This window comes from Pseudoalteromonas sp. SiA1, assembly GCF_018732205.1.
GTDB lineage: Bacteria > Pseudomonadota > Gammaproteobacteria > Enterobacterales > Alteromonadaceae > Pseudoalteromonas > Pseudoalteromonas tetraodonis.
Genome location: NZ_CP076085.1, coordinates 665,121 through 686,783 on the forward strand (window position 1 = coordinate 665,121; position 21,663 = coordinate 686,783).

Below are 21,663 nucleotides of genomic sequence, written 5' to 3' on the forward strand. Positions count from 1 at the left end.
TAGTCTATATAATAGTCCCTATCTAAACGAATTGGTTTAACACTTAAAAATTAAACATAAAAAAAGCAGCCTTAGCTGCTTTTTTTATGTTTATAACTTTAACTTACAGTTGTGATTGTAAGTAGTTTTCAAGCCCAGTGTTTTTGATCAGCAGTTGCTGTGTTTCGAGCCAATCAATTTGCTCTTCTTGCTCATTTAAAATGTTATCGAGCGCTTCACGGCTAATGTAATCTTTTTTACTTTCAGCTAGTTTAATGGCAGTACGCAGTTCGTCTACGGTATCAAGCTCAAAGCTCATGTTAGCGGCAATCATTTCTTCGCTGTTTTCGCCTATACGTAAACGTCCTAAATCTTGAAGATTAGGTAAGCCTTCTAAAAATAAAATACGCTCAATTAAACGGTCGGCGTTTTTCATTTTTTGTATCGATACTTTGTAATCAGCTTTGTCTAGTTTACTAAAACCAAAATCTTTAAACATACGTGCATGTAAAAAGTATTGGTTAATACCCACAAGCTCATTAGCAAGTACTTTATTTAGTGCTGCAATAACGTCTTTATCGCCTTTCATAATATAAGTCCTTATTCGCCCATTTGAGCTTGGTGATAGTTTTGAGTGCCAATTTTGTCAATCAGACCCAATTGTTGCTCTAACCAGTAGACGTGATCTTCTTCGGTATCAAATAATAGCTTTTCTAGAATTTCACGTGATTGATAATCTTGCTGTTGTTCACAGATGGCAATAACTTCTTTAACACACTCAACCACTTCAAGTTCTAAGGTTAAGTCGTTTTGCATCATGCTTTTTACATCGTCACCAATTAACAGATCACGACGTTTGGTCATGTTTGGTACGCCTTCTAAAAAAAGAATACGCTTGATTAGCCAGTCAGCGTGGTCTTTTTCTTCTTCCATTTCATGGTTAAGACGCTCATAAAGTTTGTTTAAGCCCCAATCATCGTACATACGAGAATGAATAAAATACTGGTCAATAGCAGCTAATTCGTTAGCTAACAATGTATTGAAGGCGTCGATTACTTTTTGATTACCTTTCATAGCGCTTATCCTAAAAATTCTAATTGTGGCTAGTCTAGTATATAGGCACAGAATTGCAAGTAATTTACTTATAAATCATATGGTTAATATTGAGTTTGATTCTTGTTTAAGTTTGCATTGCTGGCTGACAAATGGACAAGTTGTTATTTGTATTTTAGATCAGCAAGTTACATTTTTTATAACATAAAAAGGCATACTTACTAAGGTTATTAAGTAAAGTATTGCAGCTATTCTAAGTGTTGAGGTTGTTCTTTTACGCTTTATTACTTCGAATTCTGGGATGAATACAGTAAAACTGAAATATTTACACAACTGAGTTTTTTCACTCAATTTATTTTGTAGCCACTCTCGTAATCTAATTATTGCTATTGTAGCGGGGTGATGTCTTTGCACCCAGCTCACGGCTCTGTAATTAATGAAGTAAGAAAGGCTAAGGAGCAGGGAAGTGGACATTTATTGTTTACACAAATATCCGTGAAAAAAGCAGATAAAGCTGAAAACTTAATGCTGCCTCTTGCAGCAGCAACTATCAGTACTCTTTAATTTAATTAATTTGTGATAATACTTATCTATCGTATTTTTGTAGCGGTTTAAATAAAAACCGCTGAGAAGTCTATCTAATATAAGTAAACCTACTTAGAGCTTTAATGTAATCATTTTGGTTATTGAAAACAGTGATTAGTAACACTCGATTACACAGTGCTCAATTGCAAATTCATCATGTAAATAATGTTTAATGGCGTTAAGCTCAATAAGGGTATCTGTTTGCATCACAATTTCACAGTGTGTGGTGTTATCGTCGAGTTGCCATGCTTTTATTGATTTTATTTGAGTAATGGCAAACTGTTGCAGTAACTTTTTACTGATAAGTTGCTGGTCAAAACCAATGGGGGCTGCCTGCATTAAAATGCTGCAGCTGGCTTTAAGTAATAATACGCCGTGATAAATAACATACAGTGATATCAATATCGTCGCTATTAAATCAACTACATACCATTGGTATAAAATAATTAAAGTACCGGCAATAATAACCACAATAGAGGCCATGGCATCAGACACATTATGAATAAACGCCGCCTTTATATTCATGTTGTTTTTAGCGCCGGCTTTAAAGGTTAATAATGCAGTGACTAAATCAATGAATAGCGCTACTGCAGCAACCCACACAATGATCCAGCCATTGATAGGTTGAGGGTTTAAATAACTACTTATGGCCTCAAAAATTAAATAACCACCGATGACTATTAACGTGGTGCTATTAAAAAGAGTTGCTAGAATTTCTGCACGTTTGTAGCCAAAATGGTGGGTTGTATCAGCTTGCTTATTGCCAATTTTTCGAGCAACGAGGGCAATAAAAATTGAGGCCGCATCACTTAGGTTATGTAATGCATCGGCAATTAATGAAAGACTGCCGGAAAATACGCCGCCAACAACTTGCACTGCAGTCAGTAAAACATTTATAAATACGGCAAGAGTGAGCTGTTTATCACTTTGGTTATCATCAACGTGACTGTGTGAATGACCATGACCCATTTTAGTTAAACTTCCTCATTGCTTTACTGTGTACTCATAATGACAACTTTTTGCCATATATAAAAGCGTTGTTTTAATTTGTTTTTTTAATGCCCTAATGAATAAATTGAAATAAGCTCATGAACGTTACTTATTGAATATAAAACGATATGCTAGGGTATAAATAAATGTATTAATGGCTTAAATTATCATAATTAGTTAAGCACTTTTTATATTAAATTAGATGCTTACCAGGCATAAAAGTAGTTTTTTAAGGGTCAATAACAATGAACACAGCAATAGAAATTCGCGATGCAAAGCCAAGTGATGCAAAAACAATTCTACACTTTATCAATGAGCTTGCTATTTACGAAAAAGAACCTGATGCAGTTAAAACCGATGAGCAAGCCATTTTAAACACCCTGTTTTGTGAAGGCGCAACGGCGCACAGTTTAATATGTTTACAAGATGATGAGCCAATTGGTTTTGCCGTGTATTTTTACAATTACTCGACTTGGTTAGGTAAAAATGGTCTTTACCTAGAAGATTTATACGTGAGCCCTGATAGCCGCGGAAATGGGGCTGGTAAAGCCATTATGAAAGAACTAGCAAACAGAGCAATCAATAAAGACTGTGGCCGCTTTGAATGGGTGGTACTTGATTGGAATAAACCCGCGATTGATTTTTATAATAGTATGGGCGCTGAGCCACAAAATGAATGGATTATATATCGTTTAACGGGTCAGGCATTAATTGATTTTGCAAATAAAGATTAGTGCCGAATATGGCCAGTAATACGCTTAGTTTTTGCTAAGCTAAGCGCTACCTAATTTACAAGAGCATTTTATGGGTGATCAGCACTGGCAAAAAGCACGTCAAAGTCGTGATGCGCGTTTCGATGGGCTTTTTTATGTAGCCGTTAAAAGTACCGGTATTTATTGCAGGCCAATTTGCCCTGCGCCCACAGCTCACGAAAAAAATGTAGTCTACTATCAGTTTGCACACTCTGCCGCGCAGGCTGGTTTCAGGCCTTGTATTCGTTGTCGGCCCGATAGTGCACCAGGAAGTGCGGCTTGGCAGGGAACAAAAACAACGGCTCTACGAGCCAAGCAATTAATTGATCAGGATAATCAGCACGACTGCGAAAAGCTCGCCACGCGTTTAGGAATAAGCAGCCGTTATTTAAGGCGATTATTTTCTCAATATTTTGGCATTTCTATCACGCAATATCGATTGTTTAACCAATGTCATTTTGCAAAAAAATTGATTCAAGAAACTAGCTTACCGCTTACCGAGATAGCGTTTGCCTCAGGCTTTAAAAGTGTTAGGCGTTTTAATGATGCTTTTTTAAAACAACTTAATATTGCGCCCTCAGCGCTCAGAACCGCCAAGCACCCAGCTGATATTGGGCTCACCTTAATTTTGCCTTTTCGTCCGCCGTATAACTGGCAGGCATTGCATGGGTTTTTAGCAAAACGATTAATTCAGCCAATAGAGTGGTTAACGCCAACCAGTTATGGGCGTACTTTTACTTATAAATCGTGTAGAGGGCGTTTTGATGCTGAGTTTGTTGCAGATAAACATCATTTTCGGGTGCAAATTGATATAGATAATACGCAATATTTACAGCCAGTTATTAACAACATTCGCCGTGTACTTGATTTAGATGCAGATACTTATTTAATTGAGGCGCATTTAAGCGAACACATTAATAATGCATTTCCACTTACTAAAGGCTTAAGGTTACCGGGTATTTGGTCAAGTTTTGAGGCGGGAGTTAGGGCTATACTTGGGCAACAAGTCAGTGTAGCGGCGGCGCACAACCTAGTGACTAATTTAGTAACACAGCTTGGTGAAAAGCAACACCAACAGGTCTATTTTCCTGAGCCTGAAGTGTTAGCACACAGTGATTTTGCATTCTTTAAAATGCCACAGGCGCGTAAAAATGCACTGCATAACCTCGCTGAATTTTGTGCCGTGAATCCCGATTGTGATGATTTAGACCAATGGCTTAGTTTAAAAGGGATTGGCCCATGGACGGTTAATTATGCAAAGTTACGCGGCCAAAGCCAGCCCGATATTTTACTCGATGGCGATTTAGGCGTTAAAAAGGCACAAGCGGCAGCAAGCTCTTTTGAATCTGCGAACTGTGCACCATTTCGATCTTACTTAACTTTTCAACTTTGGCAGCAATTATGATAGTGCAAACCAGTTTACCCAGCCCGATTGATGACATTATTATTCAGGCAACTGAAAAAGGTATTAGTTATGTGGGGTTTTATCCACCGGCCAGTTATATCAGTACGCCTTTAAACGAGATAAATAATTCGCATGTTTTATCTTGTGTGGCGCAGCTTAATGAGTACTTTGCTCATACGCGTACTGAGTTTGATTTAGAGCTTGATACTGGCGGCACGCCATTTCAGCAAAGCGTATGGCAGGCATTGTGTAGCGTACTCTATGGAAAAGTGGCGACTTATAAAGATATTGCCGAGCAGTTAAACAACCCTAAAGCTGTGAGAGCGGTAGGGGCTGCAAATGGTAAAAACCCAATCAGTATTATTGTGCCGTGTCATCGTATTATTGGTGCAAATAAAAAACTAACTGGTTATGCAGGTGGTTTAGAGCGCAAGCAATGGTTACTAGAGCATGAAGCAAAATAAATAGCTAAATAACGTATCCAAATTTGTATTCTGAGCACTTTAAGGTAGCATAAGCGCACTTTTTATTTGAAGGCACGACAATGGCGCAATTATACTTTTACTACTCTGCAATGAATGCAGGTAAATCAACCACCTTACTACAATCTGCATTCAATTATAAAGAACGTGGTATGGAGCCGGTGATCCTCACGGCGGCTATCGATGATAGAGCCGGAGTAGGTAAAGTATCCTCACGTATTGGCTTGCAAGCAGATGCGCATATTTATGATGCAGATATAGATGTTTTTGCGCTTATTCAAGCTCTTAATGCAGATAAAAAACGCCATTGTGTGCTGGTAGATGAATGTCAGTTTTTATCAAAAGACCAAGTTATGCAGTTAACCGATGTGGTTGATGAGTTAGGAATACCCGTATTGTGTTACGGATTGCGCAACGACTTTAGAGGGGAGCTGTTTATAGGGTCACAGTATTTACTTGCTTGGGCTGATAAGCTAATTGAGCTTAAAACGGTGTGTCATTGTGGGCGCAAAGCAAATCACGTATTACGTACCGATGAAAATGGCGAGGCTATTGCCGATGGTAATCAAGTTGAAATTGGCGGCAACGACCGTTATGAATCGGTGTGCCGCAAGCATTACAAAGCGGCGTTAAATATGGGCCGTTAAGACTTTAATAAAGGTATCTATATCCGCTTGGGTAATACCTAAATGGGTTACGAGCCTAAGTTGCTTACTTGGGCTAAACACAATGTCATGTGCTTTTAAATCGGCTGCTAGCTTTGTGATGTTTATGCTGTTATCAAACGTAGCGTAAACCATATTTGTGGTATTACTCATATTTACTTCAAAGCCTGAAATTTCACTTAACTGCTGTGCTAAATAACGCGCATTAGCGTGATCATCGACTAAACGTTGAGTGTTATTTTCTAACGCATATTGCCCCGCAGCAGCTAACATACCCGCTTGGCGCATACCGCCGCCAAGCACTTTACGCCAGCGTCTTGCTTTAGCGATTAACTGCTTAGAACCTAATAATAATGAGCCAACTGGCGCACCTAAGCCTTTCGATAAACAAATAGAGACTGAATCAAAATGTTTGGTGATTTCTTTAATATCAAGGTTAAGCTCGGCTGCGGCATTAAATGCTCGCGCGCCATCTAAATGCAGTGCTAAGTTATGTTGATGAACAAATTCACGTGCTTTAATTAAATAATCAATACCCAGTACTTTGCCACCTATGGTGTTTTCAAGGCTCAGTAATCGCGTTTTCGCAAAGTGGCTATCATCGGGTTTTATTGCAGCAGCAATTTTAGTAAAACATAGGCTACCATCGGCTTCATTTTCAATAGGTTGTGGTTGAATAGAGCCTAAAACGGCAGCGCCACCGCCTTCAAACTTGTAGTTATGAGCACTTTGCCCACAAATATACTCATCACCTCGCTCACAATGCGCCATTAATGCCAATAAGTTTGCTTGCGTGCCGGAGCTACAAAATAATGCATCGGCCACATTAAAACGCAATCTAGCATAGGCTTCCAATTGGTTAACGCTTTCATCATCACCGTATACATCATCGCCAACCGGGGCATGATACATAATATCTCGCATTTTATTGCAAGGCTTGGTCACTGTGTCTGAGCGAAAATCTATCATGAGTAGTCCTTATGGTTGTTATATGAATTCTTCACAAATTTGTTCACGGGTCGTTTTATCAAAATAACTCCACGCAATAAAGCGACTGACTTTTTGCCCTTGTGCCATTTCAACGATTTTATAGTCGCAAATAGGGAGCTGTTTTAGCTGTGTTTGTAAAGCAGCAAGGGTCTCTTTTTTAGAAACCAACGAGGTGAACCAGATCACTTGCTCACTGAACTGAGCGCTTTCTTTGATCATGTTAGAAATAAAGGTCAGCTCGCCGCCTTCACACCATAACTCATTACTTTGGCCACCAAAGTTGAGGGCGTTACTGGGGGCTTTACCTAAGTTTTTCCATTTACGCTCACTGCCTTTATTGGCTTCTTCTGCGCTGGCATGAAATGGCGGGTTACACATCGTTAGGTGATATAAATCTTTCGCATTAACCACCCCTTTAAAAATATGCTCGGGATTTTTTTGTTGTTTAAGCGTTATTTTTAAATCATTAAACTGAGCGAGCTGCTTGGCTATTTTTATTGCTGCTAAATCGATGTCGCTGCCAGTAAAGTGCCATTGGTATTCGCTATTGCCCGTTAGCGGGTAAACTAAGTTAGCGCCAGTGCCTATATCAAGCACTTTAATTTGTCGGCCAGTGGGAATAACCTGCTGATTATCTTCGCTGAGTAAGTCAGCTAAGTAATGAATATAGTCAACTCTTCCTGGAATAGGTGGGCATAAGTTGTGCTCAGGTATGTCCCAAAAGTTAATGTTGTAATGACTTTTTAATAGCGCCTGATTCAAGGTTTTTACAGCTAAGTTATTACTAAAATCAATACTTTGATTGCCTGCTGGCGTCGTAATTAAAAAAGCAGTTAACGAAGGGGTTTGCGAGGTAAGCAAATTAAAATCGTAACCATTTTTGTGTTGATTGCGCGGATGTAATTTAGAACGAGCTGATTTTGCTTTCATGAGGCTTTTTTAACAACAGGAATAAAAGCCAATAGTAACAAATACAGACAAAAAAAGTGCATAATTTTCCCTTTGGCTTACCAGGCATTACTGGTAGGATGAGTTGTTAGCAATTATAAGGAATTCGCTTTGGCAGTTACTCAAGAGTCTGTTTTTATTAAATTAGATGACCATCAAACACTGCATTTACGCCGTATCGCCAACCAGAAGCCAAGTGGTCCTGTGGTGTTATTAATTCATGGTGCGGTAGAAAATGGCAAAATATTTTACACTCATAGCAATAAAGGGTTAGCGCCTTTTTTAGCTGAACACGGGTATTGTTGTTATGTCGCTGATTTACGCGGGCGTGGTGAAAGTAAACCTGCTATTTGTAAGCAAGCACGGTATGGACAAACTGAGGCGATTGTTGAAGATATTCCGGCATTTATTGAGAAAATTGAACAGTTAGAGAGTAAAAAACCTGACTTTTTAGTTGCTCATTCTTGGGGTGGGGTGTTGCTTAATAGCGTGTTTGCTCGCTTCCCTGAGCTGATTAACGATATAAAAGCGTGTGCCTATTTTGGTTCAAAGCGTTCGCTATTTAATAACCACCCTAAAAAGTTATTTCAGGCCAATTTAATTTGGTATTTTATGGCGCCAATATTAGCGAAAAAACACGGTTATTTACCAGCAAAACGCTTAAAGTGGGGCAGTGATGATGAAACTCAAAAGTCGCACTATCAAAGTATGCAGTGGGCTAAGAAAAATCCGTGGATAGACAGTGATGATGGCTTTGATTACGCTAAAACATTAGCAAATCTCACGCTTCCTCCGACGTTACATATTGCGGCAGTAAAAGATAAAGCATTGGCACAGCCTATCGATATTCAAAAGTTTATTGATGAGTCAGGTACTGGGGTGCAAAAAATGCAAATATATGGCCGCCGCTTTGGGCACAAAGTAGATTACGACCATATTAATATGCTTACCCATCCACAGGCACGCCAAGAACAGTTTATGGATGTGCTTAATTGGTTTGAGGCAACGAGAGCAAACTAAGTAAAGGGGCTTCATAACGCTGCCATTTATCAAGGCTTTTGTTATTTACAGGCTGCCTAATCGCATGTTTACTGAGCGTTGTAACGGCGCTTTTATTTCTGTAAAAGTCTAAACAAGTCTGTTCAAATTCACAGCCAGTAAAACTTAATAGTGCGGTTAATTGATCTTTAGGATTTTCAATTAACTGCTCATAACTTAAATTATAAATAGCTAAGCGGTTAAATTGCTGCCAATAGCTCATCAGTTTTTCATAAAGCTGATGGTACAAAGTAAATTCATTCAAATCACAAAAATAGGGTTCGTTTTCAGCAAAGTAATTAGTAAACACTGAAAATGCGGTTGCGTTAAAGTTGCGGGTCAGGTTAATAAACTTAGCGTCTGGGAATAGAATATAAATTAACCCTAAGTTTTGGTAATTGCTAGGCAGTTTATTGATCACAAATGCGCAATTGCTCCCAGAAGAACTTAAGGTATCTAAATATATAGCTCTGGCTTGGTTAATTAAAGGCGTTGTTAGCTTAGTTAAGCATTGAGGGTAGCGTAACCCTGTTTTATGTTCTAAAAAAGCGACTACCTTTTTACTAATACTGGTGTCTTCTCCAAGCGTTGCCCATTGACTGTGTCCTGCTAACATCTGCTCCAGTAAGGTTGAGCCGCTTCGTGGCATACCAATAATAAACACGGGCGTAACAGGATACTGCTTATTTAGGTTTGCTAAATTGAGCACACTTTCATTGTTATATTCAATAAGTTGATCATAAAACCCAATTAAATCTTCAGTATTAAATTCACTGAGTTTGTGTTGTTGCTGATTGGCAATCACAAAATAGTTAAATGCTTGATCAGTATCGTCTAACTTGTCGTAACTTTTAGCTAAAGCATAGTAGCAGACCATTTTTAAGCGTAGGTTATTTGTTTGCGTTAAAAAGTGGTGTAACTGATCGATGTAATTATTTGCTTTATTAAAGCGGCCTAATTGTACCAATTCAAATAAAACATAAGCCGTAACTGGTGCTACTCCAAGCTTTAATGCTTCCTCAAACGTGGCCTGCGCTTTATCAAGCTCGCCAAAGGTTAAATAGTGCTGGGCTAAATAATAATGAGTGTCTGGGTTGTCTGCGGCAATACTTGTTGCGTATTCGAGTACTTTTTGCGCATCTTCAGGAGAGTTGACCGCATTAAATGCATCACTTAGTGCATACAAAGGTTCTAATACATAAGGGAGATGCTGACACGCTCGTTGTAGTATATAAACAGCGGCATCAAATTGTTCTAAACGCAGTGCTACTTTACCTAAGCCAAACAGGGCGTCACCATTATCAGGCTCTGCTTGTAATAGCATTTTGTAATGAAACTCAGCTTCTCTGAGCTTGTTTTGTGATAATAACTGGTCCGCTTTCTTTAGTAGCATAATACAACTAATATTCTTTTTATTTACTATAACCCCAAAGTGACAAAAAATGCGAGTGTAAAAGTCATTTTAAATAGGTTTATAAAGGGCAATAAAAAGGCGAAATGCATTACACATTTCGCCTTTGATTATCATTAACACATGTTAGAAAGTATAGGTTGCTTTAGCGTAGTAAAAGCCACCATTAATTCCGTATGGAGATGTTTCGTAGTACTTACCACCCCAGTTGTTATTTGGTGCCACTGTGAAATCAAGTTTTTCTGCTTCCTGATCCAGTAAGTTTTGTGCACCCAATGAGAAGCTAATTGAGTCATTCATGAAGTAAGTGACTTCAACATCTAACGTCATAGCTGCGTCAGCCATTTTAGCTGTTTCATCATAATCTACATGAACGCCTTGGTATTCGCCAAAGTAGTTAAGGCGAGAAAATGCTGAAAAGCTTTCCCATTGTTGTGCCCAGCTCAGTGTTGCACGGTGATTAGGTAAGTCATTTTCAAGACGGCTTACTTTAAATGCACCAGTTATATCACTTGAGCGGGTTACTTCTGTTTCATTCCAGTTGTACGCTAAGCTAAATGTAGAGCTACCACTGAACAATTCAGCTGAGTAGTTAGCAACTAAATCAACACCTTGTGTAGTGGTATCAAAGTCATTAGTAAAGAAACTAACTTGCGCAAGGTTTTGTACGTTAGGTACGCCCGCAGCTTCAAGCGTGTCTTTATCTGCTTGGCTAAGTTCAATTTTATCTGATTGGCTAATACGGTCATCTACTTGGATGTTGTAGTAATCAACCGTTAAGAATAAATCGCCAATAGTATACACCGCACCAAAGGTGTAGCTTTGTGATTCTTCAGGCTCAAGTTCAGTACCACCTAGTTGAATAGCAATTGGGTTTGTAGGTGGTAACAAAGCCGAATCTACTAGTACACCACTGCTTAAGTTAGTTTGTACGTTACTAACATTCGCTTGGCCAACGGTAGGCGCACGGAAACCGGTGCTGATAGAGCCACGAATATTTAGATCTTCAGTCAAGTGGTATTGACCCATTAACTTATAGTTAGTGGTTGAACCAAAGGTATCGTAATCTTCGTAGCGAAGCGCTAAGCCCATTAGGAACTCTTCAGTAAATGGCGCTTCAATATCAATATAAGCTGCATAGTTACGACGGTCATATTCGCCTGCATCTGATGGTTTAAATCCAGGGAAACCGTTAGAACCTATACCAAAACCTTGATCAGTTAATGGACCTGCAATAAACGAAGCCTCATCACCTGCCACTACGGTAAAGGTTTCTTCATGCCATTCTAAACCACCGGCAATGTTTACATCGTAAGCTAAATCAAAGTCAAACCCTTTTGAAATATCAAAATTAAAGTTTTTCTCTAATTGTTCATATTTACCTGGGCTAAAATCACGCGGGCTATCTGGACCCAGTGAAGCATTGATTGTGTCGTATATAAAGTAGCGAGATTCGTTATACCCTACCGTACCACTTAGATCATAATAAGCGCCTTCTAAAAAGCCGCCAGTAAACTCACCTTTAGTACCGATAGTAAGTGACGTATCTGTAATATTACCACCAAAGTTTGGTGTAAAACCGCCCGGAAGCATTTCGTTAAATGCGAAACAATCAGGGTTATTTGCTACACCATTAATGTAGTCAGGGTTATCAAGAACGTTGTCATCAATCATAATGGTTGGACAGTTACCGCTCATATCACCGGTTAAATCACCAACAAGCAGTGTTTCGCCACCATCATTTGAGTATGCACCAGGGCGAGTATGTGGGTTACGGTAATAAAAACCACCGCGTACATCACGCTCTGAGTAGTTACCAAACATGTAAAATTGTGAGTCGTTAGTAAGTTCTAAACCAACATTACCAAAGATAGAGATGTCGTCATCTACCTCAGGTGCACCCCATACTTGGGTGATCGGGGCAATGTTTGGTACGCCAGCGGCATCAAGTGCGGTAGCATCCGCTCTTTGTACTGAGCGGCTGGTTGCGTCGGCTGTTTTGTACTGAAAGCTTAAATTAGCAAAACCGCTATCGGTAAATGGTAAGCCCACATTACCTGAAATTTGAGTTGTATCACCGTCGCCCTCATAATATTCGCCTTTGCGAACTTCGAAAGATCCGCCTTCCGAGGCATCTTTAAGTTGGAAGTTTAAAACCCCAGCAATCGCATCAGAACCATATTGTGCAGCGGCACCATCACGAAGTACTTCTACTTGTTTCAGTGCAATACTTGGAATTACTGAAATATCAGCACCTTGCGCACCATCGTTAATACCACCACCTAAAAAGGCGATAACTGAAGCACGGTGACGACGTTTACCGTTAAGTAAAATTAGTGTGCTATCTGAAGGTAGTCCGCGTAAGTTTGCAGGGCGCACTAATGAAGCAGCATCACTGATTGGCATTGAGTGTACGTTTAAAGAAGGAATAGCCCCTTTTAATAGCTCTAGCATATCAGTGTTACCTGATTTACTTAGCTCTTCACCACCAATAATATCGATAGGTACAGGAGAGTCACCAATAGAACGAGGCGCAGAGCGCGTACCTACTACGGCAATTTTTTCTACATTTTTGTTAACTTTAACTTCGGTTTGCTCTTCTTGAGCAATTGCTGAACCAGAAACAAATAAGCCTGCGGCTGTTGTTGCTAGAGCAAATTTGATGGCCTGTTGAAGCGCATTGCTTTTTAATTTCATTCTAAATATCCCCAGTTAGAATTGATTTGTATAGTCTATTTAATGACTTTATTGTGGACGGTTCACATTCAATGGGGAGCAGATATTGCTAACTCACTCCTAAAAGCTTAATAAACTAAGCGCACCTCCTGTGAGTCCTCGAAATAGACTATAGATAAAAAAACTAAAGAGGGCAATGGGTAATTAACCACTATTTAACAAGTTGAAACAAATGATTTATCTAAAAATAACGCAGAGTTAATCATAAGTAGGGCAGGGAAAAGGGGTAAAAGCAGGCATTGATACATAGTTATTAATTAAATAAGCTATTTTAGCTACTTTCTATTATTGAATTAAACTGACCTGCTATTGATATTTTCACCATGATGTTTTTTCCACTGTGCAAGTTTTTCTTTGTACTCATCCCATACACATGGACAGCAACTACCGCCGCCGCAGCACTCATCAGATTTTGGCCTTTCGGGTTTAGTGTTGGGTATGTTTTTTTGCATGTTTTTAATTAAAACTGAGGAAAATGAACTTTAAGAATAAATGATTGAATAAAGCGTGTAAATTATTCTTTGTGAACTGAAAGCGCTGTGTGAGAATACAGGCTATGCGATTATATAAAGTTATCCATCGTGCACCCTGGCGGGTTGCTAAAATAAGTAAAAAGCGGCAACAACTACGCTTTCGTCGTGCTATGGTCGCGCTTAAAATTGCGCTTGCCCAAGAAAGGCAAGAAACCAAAGAAATGCTAATAATTTACAGGCGTTATACCCAAGGGCAAACAAATAAAGCAGAACTAAAACGCGCCAACGAGCAGTTTGTTGATATATTAAAAGGACTAGGGCTAGGCGTTTTTGCGTTATTACCGTTTGCACCATTAACTATTCCACTGGTTGTTAAACTAGGGCAGTTAGTAGGTGTTGATGTATTACCGAGTTCTTTTAGTATGAATAAGCCGATTAAAGAAATTGATAAAGAAATTGCTCAACAAAACCAAGAGCAAGACTCAACGCCCTCAAAGAAGAAGTAAGCTAGCAGAACATAATTAGCTATACCTTTTAATAGTGCTTATTGTTATGCTAAGGCATCATTTTCTATTATGTGAGTCATTTAATGAGTGCTTTACTTCGTCATACCTCTTCAGGAATTCCTCTATCTTTTATCGTTAAAAACGAACTAACCGATTGGCTTACGCAGCAACCGAGTTTTGTACAGCGCTGGCTAGCAAACACAGATTTTGAAAAATCAGGACTCGCACTAGTACCAAACCCAGAAACGGGTGAACTAAGTCAGGTATTTTGTGTAATGCAAAGCACTGATGATTTTTGGGCTGCTGGCGAGCTTGCCAGTAAATTACCTGCGGGTTGTTATCAAATTCAAGGTGATGAGTCTTTAGTTGCTCAACTTGCTTTAGGCTTTGTGTTAGGTGGTTATGAGTTTAGTGAGTACAAGCAAAAAGCCACAGCAAAAGCTCAGCTTGGCATTGCTGATAAAACATTATATGAACAAGTAAAACAACAAGCGGACGCCATTAATTTAGCACGCGATTTAGTTAATACCCCAGCTGCTGATATGATGCCGCAGCATTTATCGCAGGTAATGAGTGACCTAGCAGATACATTCGACGGTGAATTTTCGCAGTGGATAGGTGATGAGTTATTAGAGCAAAATTACCCAACTATTCACATGGTAGGGCGCGCGAGTGAAAATAAACCACGATTACTTGACTTGAAATGGGGGGCAGTCGATGCGCCACAAATTACGTTAGTCGGTAAAGGCGTGTGTTTTGATTCCGGTGGACTGGATTTAAAACCTAGTTCAGGCATGCGCAACATGAAAAAAGACATGGGTGGGGCCGCGCATGTTATTGCCCTGGCTCAGCTAATTATGGCCGCTAACTTACCAATACGCCTTCGTGTTTTAGTGCCTGCGGTTGAAAATGCTGTTTCGCGTAATGCATTTCGCCCTGGCGATGTAGTAAAAACCCGTAAAGGTATTATGGTCGAAATAGACAATACCGATGCAGAAGGGCGACTAGTGCTGTGTGATGCACTAAGCGAAGCACAAAACGATGATCCTGAATTAATCATTGATTTTGCTACACTAACTGGTGCGTGCCGTATTGCGTTAGGTACGGAGTTACCGGGGTTTTTCTCAACGGATCGCGCTGTAGCAAATGCCATTATGGACTCGGGAATGCAAGTTAACGACCCTGTTTGGCAATTGCCGTTATTCGAACAATACAAACCATTTTTGAAAAGCGATGTGGCTGATATGGCTAACTGTGCAAGTACGCCATTTGGTGGCGCAATAACCGCTGCGCTTTATTTGAAAGAGTTTATAGAGCCAAATACACCATGGGTTCACTTTGACGTAATGGCATGGAATTTACGTGCATTACCCGGGCGTCCAGCTGGTGGTGAAGCACTGGGTATTCGTGCAGTATTTACTTACCTACAAAATCGATTTAACTAACCTGAACTTGGATTAAGGTTTACCTTGAGTTATTTGATGTTAAAGTGCATATAACTCAAGGGGTAAGCCATCTGGATCGGCAAAAAAGGTGAATTTTTTGCCGGTTATTTCATCTTCTCTAATATTTTCGACGATGACATTGTGTGACTCTAAATAATGTTTAGCAGTATTAATACACCCAACTTTAAATGCTAAATGTCTAAGTCCTTGTGCTTCGGGGTAGCTTGGTCTACTTGGCGCATCATTAAACGAAAATAATTCTAACTGACTACCATCAGGTAAAGCTAAATCGAGTTTGTAAGACTGACGCTGTGCACGATAATGCTCATTAATAATCGTGAGTTTTAATATTTCACTATAAAAATGTTTAGAGCGTGGGTAGTTGCTACAAATGATGGCTACATGATGAATGCCTAGTAGTTGCATATATTTTCCTTAAAAAGCAAAAAGCGCACTAAAAGCAGTGCGCTGTTTATCAATACATGTGCATGTTTATATATTAGCTTTTAGCTAGGCTCTGCGTCTTTACACGCTTTTACAGCCGGTGCAACAAGCTCTAAACCCGTTTTATCACACGGTGGAAGCTCAGCATCACTAACAGCAATAGGCGTTACTCGCTCGCCCCATTTTATATAGCTTGCCGCCCAAGTAAGGCCAGCCCCAAATGCCGCCGACATAATGTTTGCATGCGGTTTAATTAAGCCTTGCTCAACGGCTTCACACAATGCAATTGCAATGGTGGCAGCAGAGGTGTTGCCATATTCACCAATATTGACCATTACTTTTTCGTCATCCACTTTTAAGCGATTTTGAATAGCTTGAATAATGCGTAGATTGGCTTGATGCGGAACTAGTACATCGATATCGTCTAACTTAAGATTGGCTTGTTCAAGCACGTCGTCACAGGCTTCACTCATGCCTTTAACGGCACGTTTAAATATTTCACGGCCTTCAAATAAAAGGTCTGATGGACCAATTGGCTCATATTTATTTAAATCACTGCCAAAATTAGTAATGTGTAAAATATCACGATCTTCGCTGTCACAACCGGTTTTAGTCCCTAATAAGCCTGCAGGAGTTTCTGCTGCTTCAAGCACAACGGCACCGGCACCATCACCAAATAATACTGCGCTGTCGCGTCGTGCCCAGTTTACATACCACGTCATGCGCTCAGCCGCGATAACGACAGCTTTTTTGATCATGCCAGCTTGAATTTGCGCTGTCGCAGCTTGTAAAGCATATAAGAAACCAGAACATGCCGCGTTGGTGTCCATGGCTGCAGCGCCTGTGGCACCAATATTTTTTTGTACTAATGAGGCGGTGTTTGCGACTACTGTTGAGGGGGTGCACGTTGCTAAAATAACTAAATCGATATCTTTTGCATCTACGCCAGCACAAGCAATGGCATGTTTTGCAGCCACACTAGCAAGTTCAGCAGTACTTACATGGCTAACTCTTCGTGCCTTGATACCTGTGCGTGTGGTGATCCACTCATCGGTTGTATCTACAATTTCACTTATTTCGTCGTTGCTGATGCTTGCTGGTGGAATGCATTTACCCCAACCAGTGATATGTGCGTAAGGCATAGTGTGTTCTCTTAAAAGTGGTATGACGTGTTCGTCTAATGAGGACGTTATATCAAAAATTAGCTGTTAACACTAGTTTAAAGCATGGTTTGCTTAGTAATTACTGCTATTTTACGGACTATTTGCTGCATTTTTGTTTAAAGGTAAGTGGCTTGTTTTTATTGTGTTAATTAAATGCTTTTAATGATTTTGCGTGTTTTACACGATAGCTCATAGGCTTTCTAAGCTTAATAGAATACGAATACTTTGTTGACCATATATGCTTGAGTGCGGCTGAGTGAGCAGCTAATATGGGGCGCATATTATGAAATCATTACTTAAAAAGCATTACTTAAAAAGCATTACTTAAAAAGCATTATTTATAATGGATAACAAAGCAATGTATATTCAGTCAGGTGAATCTTATTGTGTTAATTAAAACCGATCCTGCTATTAGCCGGTTATTAATGCTGCGCAGTGGCGCCATTGCTGTGCAGCTTATTGCGGTGTTAAGCGTTTATTTTTTATTAGAGCATCAAATTGCGCTCATGCCGTTGCTAGCCGTTATTACGCTTGAGGCGGTTTTTCAGTTAGCAAGTATCTTTGCTTATAGAAATGTTAGCCAAGCAAAGCCAGTTGGCATGCTGATGCAACTGACCGCTGACGTACTTTTTTTAACTATTTTGTTGTCTTTAAGTGGCGGTGCAACTAACGCATTTGTGTCGTTATTATTGTTACCTATTATGATAGCGGCAATTACATTGAGCGCTCGTGGGCTTGCCTATATTGCTGTGCTGGCTATCGCTGCCTACAGCATGCTACTGATTAAAATGCCAGAGCATAGCATGCACCAAATGAACATGAGTGGCCACTTTATTGGCATGTGGGTTAATTTTGTTATCAGTGCCTGCGTGATTGCGTTGGTTATTGGTGCAATGAACCGTGCTTTACAACAACGTGAGCGCACTATTGCCAAAGTTAGAGAGAAACAGTTGCGTAGTGAACAACTGGTTACTCTCGATGGCGCAGCGGCGCAAATTACTCATCAATTAGCAACGCCTATTGCTAATTTACAATTATTGTTTGAAGAGCTTGTAGAAGAGTATCCCAACAATGAAATTATTCAGCAAATGCAATCACCCTTGCTGCAATGCCGCACTCAGCTTAATGATTTTAGAAAGCTCTCTATGCAGCTACGAGATAAAAACACGCAAACACCTATAAAAGCAGAGCAGCTGCAAAATCAAATTCATGATACGTTGCTATTACAATACCCTAATCAACAAATAAACTGGCTTAATGAGGCGCCTAAAGCCACATTAAAAAGTGATGCCATGCTGCTACCTGCTATTTTAAACTTATTACAAAATGCAGCGCTTGCTAACGAAAAAAAAGGCCAAATGCAATTAGAGTTGAGTTGGCAACAGCCAGATGCGCAAAGTATTGCGTTAATTATTCGGGATTTTGGCGCTGGTTTTTTATCCTCAGAGTTAGCGGAGTTAGGCGGGCAGCTCATGCCCAGCGAGCAAGGCATGGGAATAGCGGTTATGCTATCAAATGTCACGTTTGAGCGTTTAAATGGTTCGTTAACTGTTTATAATCACCCCGATGGTGGGGCGGTGGCCAAGATACAAATGCCACTATTAATAACCGAGTCGGCGCTATGAAGCTGCTAATTATTGAAGATGACATTAACCTTGCTACCACTTTGGCAAGGCGCTTAACAAAACACAGCTTTAACTGTGAGGTTGCACATAACCAAACAGAGGCTTTACTTAGGGCTCGCCAGCAGCAACCTGATTGTATTTTATTAGATATGAAGTTAGCAGATGAAAATGGGCTGGCGCTTATTGCACCGCTGCGCCATTTACTCACACATGCTCATATTGTATTGCTTACCGGCTTTGCAAGTATAGCTACAGCCGTAGAGGCGATGCGCTTGGGCGCTAATGACTATTTAACTAAGCCTGTCGATATGGCAAGCTTATTAAAAGCGCTAAAAGTAGAGCCGGTATCGACAGTAACCGAAATTCCTGAAGAGGTTATGTCACCCGAGCGTTTAGAGTGGGAGCATATTCAACATGTATTACACAGTAACAACGGTAATGTATCAATGACTGCAAGGCAGCTTAATATGCATAGACGCACTTTGCAGCGCAAGCTACAAAAAAAACCTGTGCAGCAATAAGCCCTCACTTGAGCAAGCAATTAATGACTCATACCGCCGCGCTAATAAAAAGCCAAAAAATTATACTGTTCGACGCCCAGTGCAAGCTTTGTAGTGCGTGGTGTAATTTTATTATTGCTCACGATCCTCAGGCCATGTTTAAACTGTGCAGTGTACAATCGCCAAAAGGACAACAAATATTAATGCACTTTGGCTATTCGACAACTGATTTTGCCTCTATGGTTTACATTGAAAACGCTCAAGCATTTATACAAAGCCATGCATTTTTTGAGGTGATTAAACAGCTAGGCTATCCGTGGAAACTTAGTGGTATATTTAGTGTGTTGCCAAATCGTTTTAACAATTGGCTTTATGATAAAATTGCATCAAATCGATATACCTTATTTGGTAAATATCACTATTGCAGGATCCCTTCAAAGCAAGACCAAGCCCACTATTTATAAGTGCTTTAATAGATGCCTGAATGTATTGGCTGTGCTAAAATCGCGGCGTTTAAATTTAAGCATTAAAAAGGCACTTACATGGCAAATACGGCGCACGCACTGCATATTTTAGTAAAACATAAAGAGATTGCAGAAGACATCATCAAGCAATTAGGCAAAGGCGCAAAGTTTCAAACTTTAGCTAAAAAGTATTCGTCATGCCCATCGGGTAAAAAAGGCGGTGATTTAGGTGAGTTTAGACGAGGCCAAATGGTTCCACAGTTTGATAAGGTGGCCTTTAGTGGTGCAATTTTAGAACCGCATTTAGTAAAAACGAAATTTGGTTGGCATGTGATTAAGGTGCTTTATCGTACATAAACTAACGCAATTTTAAGTTGCCGCTATACTTATCATTTGTTTAGTTTGTTACATTGCTAAAGCAACTTGGAATAACTATGAAGCTTATTATTTTATGCTGCAGTTTAATTTTAATGGCAGTGTCATTTTTTGCCAGTAGCACTGAGCAAACGATCGCCCTTAAGCTTGGCAAACCAAGCACCCAAGACATACCAAAAAACCACTATATTTTAACATTATTAGAAAAGAGCTTTGCAAAGGTTAATGTAAAGCTCAATATTGCTTATAGTCTTGAGCCAATGAATACTAAAAGAATTTTAGAAGAGCTCACACGTAACGATGATGTTAATTTAGCTTGGTTAACTTTGCCAAACTCCCTTGCAGAGCAAAGACATTTAATCCGCACAAGTTATCCTATTTATAATGGGCTGCATTCAAAGCGCTTGCTCATGGTTAAACAAAGCCGGTTAAAAGAATTTTCTGATATAAAAACCCTTGAACAACTAAAGCCGTTCATAGCCTTACAAAAGCAAAGTTGGTCTGATTATTATGTATTAAAGAACAATGGCTTAACAGTTAATGGTGATTTGAGTTATGAAAGCATGTTAAAAGCGTTAGATGAAGGACTTGGCGATTATTTTCCGCGTTCAGTAACTGCTATAAAAGCCGAAATACGTAAACATCCTCAGTATAACTTTGTTATTGAGCCTCATATTATGCTGCAATACGATAATTACTATTATTTTTACGCAAACGAAAATAACAAAGCAATCATTGAGTTATTAGAGCAAGGCTTAACAAAGTTAGCAGATAGCGGCGAGTTAAATGCGCTTTATGAACACTATTATCGTGATGTTGAGGACGGGCTTAATTTAAATAACAGACGGGTGTTTAACTTAAAAAATTAATAAGGTTAGGCCGCAAAATGTAGCCTAACCCGAAAATTATTGCTCCTGCTTGGCTTCTTCTTCACTTATTTGCTTAAGTGCTTGAATAAACGATTCACTCGGTTGCCCACCGGTAAGCGCGTACTTATCATTTATAATGAAAGTAGGTACTGAGGTTATTCCCATTTGTTTAAAGTTATTTTGCTCTTGGCGTACCGCTTGTACGTATTTATCTGAGTGTAAAATTTCTCTGGCTGTGTCTTTGTTAAGGCCGACTTTTTCTACCACATCCAGTAACGCATCTTCTTGATTTAAATATTTTAAATCGGTGAAGTGTGCTTCAAAAAACGCCAATTTCAGCTCAGTTTGTTTGCCTTCTTCACGCGCCCACATTAGCAAGCGGTGTAGATCAAAGCTGTTGATCATGATGCGTTTACCGTCAAAGTTAAAGGTAAACCCAGCTCGTTCACCCGCATCCGCCATGTTTTGACGATTTCGCGCGCTTTCTTCTTCAGTTAAACTGTATTTTTGCTGCAAGTGCTCGTTTAAGTCTTGTCCTTCAAGTGGCATATCTGGATTAAGCTCAAAAGGGTGCCATGTAATATCCGCACTCATTTCGTCTTTTAATTCTGCCAATGCGGTTTCTAAGTTTTTATACCCAATAATACACCACGGGCACATTACATCTGAGACGATATCAATTTTTAAGTTTTTCATAGGGATCCTTGAAGGATTGCTTTTTAATAACAATGGATATTGGGATGAAGTTTAGTTTATCAATCATTG

General features: G+C 39.6%; 24 protein-coding genes. 13 read left to right on the top strand and 11 right to left on the bottom strand.

Features of this window, described 5'->3' with window-relative positions; all coding sequences use genetic code 11:
* Positions 1-103 precede the first annotated feature (103 nt).
* Complete coding sequence (gene bfr / locus KK487_RS18285) at positions 104-568, bottom strand: bacterioferritin (RefSeq protein WP_036955020.1); 465 nt, start codon at positions 566-568, stop codon at positions 104-106.
* 11 nt (positions 569-579) lie between these two features.
* A complete protein-coding gene (bfr, locus tag KK487_RS18290) occupies positions 580-1,053 on the bottom strand; it encodes a bacterioferritin (protein WP_013463107.1) in 474 nt (157 codons plus the stop codon).
* A gap of 381 nt (positions 1,054-1,434) precedes the next feature.
* Between bfr (KK487_RS18290) and KK487_RS18295 the strand changes: the two genes are divergently transcribed.
* Positions 1,435-1,596: a hypothetical protein gene (locus tag KK487_RS18295; RefSeq protein WP_013463108.1), complete on the top strand. Its 162-nt coding sequence runs from the start codon at positions 1,435-1,437 to the stop codon at positions 1,594-1,596.
* A gap of 135 nt (positions 1,597-1,731) precedes the next feature.
* Here KK487_RS18295 and KK487_RS18300 read toward each other — a convergent pair whose 3' ends face one another.
* A complete protein-coding gene (locus tag KK487_RS18300) occupies positions 1,732-2,586 on the bottom strand; it encodes a cation diffusion facilitator family transporter (RefSeq protein ID WP_013463109.1) in 855 nt (284 codons plus the stop codon).
* A 266-nt stretch (positions 2,587-2,852) separates the two neighbouring features.
* On the opposite strand from KK487_RS18300, the gene KK487_RS18305 reads away from it, so the two are divergent.
* From KK487_RS18305 to KK487_RS18320, 4 genes are all read left to right on the top strand, one after another.
* Positions 2,853-3,341, top strand: a complete 489-nt coding sequence (locus KK487_RS18305) for a GNAT family N-acetyltransferase (RefSeq protein ID WP_016899173.1) — start codon at positions 2,853-2,855, stop codon at positions 3,339-3,341.
* Between the two features lie 70 nt (positions 3,342-3,411).
* The gene (locus tag KK487_RS18310; protein WP_024602405.1) at positions 3,412-4,764 is read left to right on the top strand and encodes a DNA-3-methyladenine glycosylase 2 family protein; all 1,353 of its coding nucleotides are present in this window, start codon (positions 3,412-3,414) and stop codon (positions 4,762-4,764) included.
* Positions 4,761-5,228, top strand: coding sequence for a methylated-DNA--[protein]-cysteine S-methyltransferase (locus KK487_RS18315; RefSeq protein ID WP_016899172.1), 468 nt, complete (start codon positions 4,761-4,763; stop codon positions 5,226-5,228). The genes KK487_RS18310 and KK487_RS18315 overlap by 4 nt, the downstream gene beginning before the upstream one ends.
* 80 nt (positions 5,229-5,308) lie before the next feature.
* Positions 5,309-5,893, top strand: coding sequence for a thymidine kinase (locus KK487_RS18320; RefSeq protein ID WP_016899171.1), 585 nt, complete (start codon positions 5,309-5,311; stop codon positions 5,891-5,893).
* Here the strand turns inward: KK487_RS18320 and ltaE are convergent.
* Positions 5,876-6,880, bottom strand: a complete 1,005-nt coding sequence (ltaE, locus tag KK487_RS18325; RefSeq protein WP_016899170.1) for a low-specificity L-threonine aldolase — start codon at positions 6,878-6,880, stop codon at positions 5,876-5,878. The two genes, KK487_RS18320 and ltaE, sit on opposite strands and share 18 nt — an antisense overlap.
* An 18-nt stretch (positions 6,881-6,898) precedes the next feature.
* A complete protein-coding gene (gene rlmF / locus KK487_RS18330; RefSeq protein ID WP_016899169.1) occupies positions 6,899-7,831 on the bottom strand; it encodes a 23S rRNA (adenine(1618)-N(6))-methyltransferase RlmF in 933 nt (310 codons plus the stop codon).
* Between the two features lie 129 nt (positions 7,832-7,960).
* Between rlmF and KK487_RS18335 the strand changes: the two genes are divergently transcribed.
* A complete protein-coding gene (locus tag KK487_RS18335; RefSeq protein ID WP_016899168.1) occupies positions 7,961-8,869 on the top strand; it encodes an alpha/beta fold hydrolase in 909 nt (302 codons plus the stop codon).
* On the opposite strand, the gene KK487_RS18340 is transcribed toward KK487_RS18335, so the two are convergent.
* The 3 genes from KK487_RS18340 to KK487_RS18350 all read right to left on the bottom strand — a co-directional run bounded on the left by KK487_RS18340 (position 8,838) and on the right by KK487_RS18350 (position 13,486).
* On the bottom strand, positions 8,838-10,280 hold the full coding sequence (locus tag KK487_RS18340) for a tetratricopeptide repeat-containing sulfotransferase family protein (RefSeq protein WP_016899167.1): 1,443 nt from the start codon (positions 10,278-10,280) through the stop codon (positions 8,838-8,840). The genes KK487_RS18335 and KK487_RS18340 overlap by 32 nt on opposite strands.
* 144 nt (positions 10,281-10,424) lie before the next feature.
* Positions 10,425-12,995: a TonB-dependent receptor plug domain-containing protein gene (locus KK487_RS18345; RefSeq protein ID WP_016899166.1), complete on the bottom strand. Its 2,571-nt coding sequence runs from the start codon at positions 12,993-12,995 to the stop codon at positions 10,425-10,427.
* A gap of 332 nt (positions 12,996-13,327) precedes the next feature.
* Positions 13,328-13,486: an oxidoreductase-like domain-containing protein gene (locus tag KK487_RS18350; RefSeq protein WP_076916046.1), complete on the bottom strand. Its 159-nt coding sequence runs from the start codon at positions 13,484-13,486 to the stop codon at positions 13,328-13,330.
* A 104-nt stretch (positions 13,487-13,590) separates the two neighbouring features.
* Here KK487_RS18350 and KK487_RS18355 point away from each other — a divergent pair, with 104 nt between their 5' ends.
* Together KK487_RS18355 and KK487_RS18360 are read left to right on the top strand one after the other, a co-directional pair.
* The gene (locus KK487_RS18355) at positions 13,591-14,013 is read left to right on the top strand and encodes a hypothetical protein (RefSeq protein ID WP_016899164.1); all 423 of its coding nucleotides are present in this window, start codon (positions 13,591-13,593) and stop codon (positions 14,011-14,013) included.
* Between the two features lie 83 nt (positions 14,014-14,096).
* Positions 14,097-15,458, top strand: coding sequence for a leucyl aminopeptidase family protein (locus KK487_RS18360; protein ID WP_013463121.1), 1,362 nt, complete (start codon positions 14,097-14,099; stop codon positions 15,456-15,458).
* Positions 15,459-15,497: 39 nt separating this feature from the next.
* On the opposite strand, the gene gloA2 is transcribed toward KK487_RS18360, so the two are convergent.
* Positions 15,498-15,884, bottom strand: coding sequence for an SMU1112c/YaeR family gloxylase I-like metalloprotein (gloA2, locus tag KK487_RS18365; protein WP_008464296.1), 387 nt, complete (start codon positions 15,882-15,884; stop codon positions 15,498-15,500).
* Between the two features lie 80 nt (positions 15,885-15,964).
* Positions 15,965-17,044, bottom strand: coding sequence for a ketoacyl-ACP synthase III (locus KK487_RS18370; protein WP_013463122.1), 1,080 nt, complete (start codon positions 17,042-17,044; stop codon positions 15,965-15,967).
* Between the two features lie 407 nt (positions 17,045-17,451).
* Here KK487_RS18370 and KK487_RS18375 point away from each other — a divergent pair, with 407 nt between their 5' ends.
* The 5 genes from KK487_RS18375 to KK487_RS18395 all read left to right on the top strand — a co-directional run bounded on the left by KK487_RS18375 (position 17,452) and on the right by KK487_RS18395 (position 20,898).
* A complete protein-coding gene (locus KK487_RS18375; RefSeq protein ID WP_013463124.1) occupies positions 17,452-18,690 on the top strand; it encodes a sensor histidine kinase in 1,239 nt (412 codons plus the stop codon).
* Positions 18,687-19,211, top strand: coding sequence for a response regulator transcription factor (locus KK487_RS18380; protein ID WP_013463125.1), 525 nt, complete (start codon positions 18,687-18,689; stop codon positions 19,209-19,211). The genes KK487_RS18375 and KK487_RS18380 overlap by 4 nt, the downstream gene beginning before the upstream one ends.
* Positions 19,212-19,234: 23 nt before the next feature.
* A complete protein-coding gene (locus KK487_RS18385) occupies positions 19,235-19,654 on the top strand; it encodes a thiol-disulfide oxidoreductase DCC family protein (RefSeq protein ID WP_013463126.1) in 420 nt (139 codons plus the stop codon).
* Positions 19,655-19,732: 78 nt separating this feature from the next.
* The gene (gene ppiC, locus KK487_RS18390) at positions 19,733-20,011 is read left to right on the top strand and encodes a peptidylprolyl isomerase PpiC (RefSeq protein ID WP_008464312.1); all 279 of its coding nucleotides are present in this window, start codon (positions 19,733-19,735) and stop codon (positions 20,009-20,011) included.
* Between the two features lie 77 nt (positions 20,012-20,088).
* Entirely contained in the window at positions 20,089-20,898 is an 810-nt protein-coding gene (locus KK487_RS18395) for a substrate-binding periplasmic protein (RefSeq protein WP_016899163.1), read from the top strand.
* Between the two features lie 36 nt (positions 20,899-20,934).
* Here the strand turns inward: KK487_RS18395 and KK487_RS18400 are convergent, their stop codons facing one another.
* Complete coding sequence (locus KK487_RS18400; RefSeq protein ID WP_016899162.1) at positions 20,935-21,594, bottom strand: DsbA family oxidoreductase; 660 nt, start codon at positions 21,592-21,594, stop codon at positions 20,935-20,937.
* Positions 21,595-21,663 lie beyond the last annotated feature (69 nt).